Below are 1,060 nucleotides of genomic sequence, written 5' to 3' on the forward strand. Positions count from 1 at the left end.
GGCTCTTCGCATCTGAGCGTGGGTGAGGACGACACGCCGGTGAGGCGGTAGGGAGACGAGAGGGTCGAGGCCCTGAAGGATTGGAAGTACCACTACATCCGATCCTGAAAGGGCCTCGACCCATGTCTGAGCCTATCGGGTGCTGCCGGTCTGCCACCGGAACCGCACCTGCGCCCCGTTGTGTCCGCTGCGATCTTCTCGTCGGGCTCGACGACGTGTACGTCCTTGATGCGCGTCTGCGTGGCGAGCACCTGGAGGTGACCGTCGAATCCGAGCCGGGACCGGTCGGATGCCCGGACTGCGGCGCCGCCGGGGTGGGGCATGGACGGCAGGTGGTGCGTCTGGTCGACATCCCCGCGTTCGGCCGCCCCGTCACGATCATCTGGCGCAAACGCCGCTTCGTCTGCCCAGGCGGGGCGTGCGAACGTGTGACGTTCGTGGAGAACCTGCCTGGGCTTGCCTCGCCGCGGCATGCCACCACGGCCCGCGTCGTGGAGTGGGCAGTGGGACAGCTGCGCCGGGAGCACGCCACCGTCAGCGGACTGGCTCGTCAGCTCGGTACCGCGTGGCACACGGTGTGGACGCCGGTCAAGGCTGCATTGGAGGCGTTGGCCGATGATCCGGCCCGCTTCGACGGCGTCCGCACCCTCGGCGTCGATGAACACATCTGGCACCATGTCTCCCGGCGTAAGCGCGGCCCCAAGGAACTGACCGGGATGGTCGACCTCACCCGCGACGGGGACGGCAAAGTACAGGCCAGGCTGCTCGACCTCGTGCCAGGCCGCTCCGGGGTGGTGTTCGCAGACTGGCTCACCGCGCGGGGCAAGGGTTTCACCAGCGGCGTCGAGATCGCCGCGTTGGATCCGTTCCACGGCTACAAGCGAGCGATCGATGACGAACTCGAGGATGCCACCGCTGTTCTCGACGCTTTCCACGTGGTCAAGCTCGCCCTTGGCGCCGTGGACGAGGTCCGCCGGAGGTTGCAGCAGCAGATCTGCGGTCACCGCGGACGTAAAGGCGACCCGCTTTACGGGATCCGCACCATCATCCGCTGCGACCC

1 protein-coding gene is annotated in these 1,060 nt (G+C 67.6%); it reads left to right on the forward strand.

The window, feature by feature from the left end; genetic code table 11:
* Window positions 1-215 precede the first annotated feature (215 nt).
* Window positions 216-1,060: ISL3 family transposase (locus G6017_RS12765; RefSeq protein WP_182617682.1), on the forward strand; the 845-nt coding region annotated here is incomplete at its 3' end.

Origin of the sequence: Dietzia sp. B44 (assembly GCF_014145245.1) — a bacterium.
Taxonomy (GTDB): Bacteria; Actinomycetota; Actinomycetes; order Mycobacteriales; family Mycobacteriaceae; genus Dietzia; species Dietzia natronolimnaea.